Origin of the sequence: Bacillus proteolyticus (assembly GCF_001884065.1) — a bacterium.
GTDB classification, from domain to species: Bacteria; Bacillota; Bacilli; order Bacillales; family Bacillaceae_G; genus Bacillus_A; species Bacillus_A proteolyticus.
In genome coordinates, this window is record NZ_MACH01000121.1 from 1 (window position 1) to 2561 (window position 2561).

At 35.5% G+C, this 2561-nt stretch carries 3 protein-coding genes and 2 pseudogenes; 1 reads left to right on the plus strand and 4 read right to left on the minus strand.

Going from position 1 to position 2561, the window contains the following annotated elements; translation table 11 throughout:
- A partial coding sequence (locus BAQ49_RS33330) for a hypothetical protein (protein WP_208610858.1) occupies positions 1-197 on the plus strand: 197 nt, incomplete at its 5' end.
- A gap of 597 nt (positions 198-794) precedes the next feature.
- Here BAQ49_RS33330 and BAQ49_RS21965 read toward each other — a convergent pair.
- From BAQ49_RS21965 to BAQ49_RS21975, 4 genes and pseudogenes are all read right to left on the minus strand, one after another.
- Positions 795-1262: pseudogene (locus BAQ49_RS21965) on the minus strand (DUF6985 domain-containing protein).
- Entirely contained in the window at positions 1259-1384 is a 126-nt protein-coding gene (locus tag BAQ49_RS33965) for a hypothetical protein (protein ID WP_276327598.1), read from the minus strand. Before BAQ49_RS33965 ends, BAQ49_RS21965 begins: the two are co-directional and overlap by 4 nt.
- 384 nt (positions 1385-1768) lie before the next feature.
- Complete coding sequence (locus tag BAQ49_RS21970) at positions 1769-2224, minus strand: hypothetical protein (protein WP_071747042.1); 456 nt, start codon at positions 2222-2224, stop codon at positions 1769-1771.
- 16 nt (positions 2225-2240) lie between these two features.
- Positions 2241-2561 (minus strand): annotated as a pseudogene (locus BAQ49_RS21975) (hypothetical protein); the annotation flags it as partial.

Consider the following 2561-nt stretch of genomic DNA (forward strand, 5'->3'; position numbering starts at 1 on the left):
CTTCAACAATATCATCAAGGTCACCGTCTATTGCTTCAACATCCCTTAACCGCTTTACAACAATCTCCAAAGCATCAAGACTATGTTGCCCTATTACGGCATTTGGTGCCCAAACAAGGTTTTCTACACCAATTATTGGGTCTATCCCGTACCTTCTTGAACAAGTACTTTTTACTTCTGGCCAAGACCTTTTTTAAATAGAATATGATGTGCATGTGGATCATACATATCTTTTGGAGGATCTCCTATATTTTTTTTTTAATAAGCTCCATTATCAATTTTGTCTACATCCTTAGTAACCTTAACCGTATCCTTAGTGCACTTATAAAATTATAACGCTCGTTTCACTTTTCATGCTACAACGCAAAAAACACTCGTTGCCATAAGTGACAATCAAGTGCTTTAAGTTCGTTTGTTTTCTAAGTGTCTATGTTCGTTCTAAGTTTGTAAGTTTCATTGTATCATAAACATAGTATGACCCTTTTGTGTCTCGTGACAAGTAATACCTTTAAAACGCACGAGCTTGTGTGCATTCGTTAGTTTACTATGCGTTCCATGTCATTGCACCCGTTGCCCATTAAAATGTCATTTCGCCTAAGTTCGTGTGTCTTATTTTATCGTATCAAGGGACGGAGGTCCAAACAAGAGCTTATGATGGTAAACCATCATAAGGCCAATTCTTCAAAATGACCTTTTCTTTTTTTGTACACTTCAAATAAAGTTTGTTTTATCTGTCTATATTTCCCTATGCCGATAAGTTCCAATCCATGTGTATTATTGATTAATAGTTACACTTAAATCGCAATATCCTGGTAACCTACTTCAGTTACTATCTCATTTAACATACGAATTCCTAGCCCATTCTCTGTATCCCATGTACAATTAAGTGTAAATCTAATGTCTCTACCTTCACACAAATCCCCATAAGGAACAACAATCCCGTCTAAATCTATCATTTCTAATATTTGATCAGTTGTTTCAACTAATGGATAACTTTCATTTACTTCAATATCATAACCTAATTCATGTCGCCCCTGTTTATAATACTCTAAAATCGGTTGCAAAAAACTTTGTTGCAAGTGTTCCCAATTTTGCATAAGCGAGGTGTATGCTACATATTGTTCCTCATCAAAATTGTCGTCCTCTTCCCCATCTATCATTAAAGTTATCTCAGTTTCTTTTCCAAAAAAATGAATTATAGTATCCTTAACTCAACCATACTCATATTCAAGTTTACCGAAAACCGAATCATTTAAAATCATTTTACAAGCTCCTCCTTATGTCTATTAGCAAATCCTCCGGGTTTAAACGCTCCTGCGTTTCTCTCTCCTACACCACCCAGATGTCCAAATTCAGCATTTATGATTGTTGGCACGGGCTGCATTGTTTTACCCTCGTTCTAACCCAATTGTAAAAATAAAAAAGTCAATAGCCACTACGTTCTCCTAACGTCGCTATTGACTCCCTTTATTGAGCATGTACCTTTGTCAGTGTCCAAGTAACTCACAAAATAGGCACATCTCTCAACTTATTTTTCTATTTCTAGTATCAAGCCTTCCAAATTCAAAACATCTTTTTTATTTTGACTAATGTTCATGCAAAAAGTTTTAAATAGATTTGCAAGAACATGAACGATTACCGTAACACATGGCGTTATTACAATCGTACATGGCCAAAAATAGCACATTCTAGATAGCTATGCAATCTTGATATTAACTTATAAAGAAACCTTGACCGGAGTCAAGGTTGAAAACATACAATCTTAGGTCTATCTATAATACTTGATACATCTTTCTTGAAAAGGGATTCTATCATCGTGCAGCACTTCTTCTTGCAGCAATTTTGTTATAGTCTCTATTTTTACAATGAATAGTGCGAAGAAGTCGCCCGAATTTGGATATGAAAATAGTCCATACCCCTTTGGTGACAGTATTTTGTTGACCTCCATGATCTTTTCAGGTAAAAATTCATAATTAAATGCTTCTAATTTCTCGAGTTCTTCTTGTGTTGCTAATTCAATTTGGTGGGCAAATTCGTAATCAAGAATAAAATTGACAATTTCTTGGTATTGCTCACCTTTATAGTCAACGTATAAAAACTGTTTCGTCGTCAATCCATATTTTAATAGGTCTTCATGTAAGTCATAACTTCCTTGCTCCTTCAAAAACGTTTCCAAATCCTTGCTATCAGGAAATATAATCTGCGCTATCCCTTGATTAGGCATATTAGCTTCCTCCCTTTTATTGAAATAATTCTCCATGCTTGTTAGGAATATATTCCGGGTAGTTTTTACGATAAAATTGATCGATCATCTGAAGCACAGGGTCCCACTCAGGGTATGGCTCACGTTCTCCAAATACCATTTTCGCTTCTGGAGTATTCATCAGAAAATTATCGAATTGAGTAGGTACTGGCAACCCTAGTTGTTTCCTTACATGGATCAAGAATAAGATTTCATAAGGATAAAATCCGAATCCGAAATCACCAAATTCACCTAGCTGTCCGATTTCAGAAGCTAATGCAGAATGATACTGAGACATGATCGAAATTAGATGTTCTAT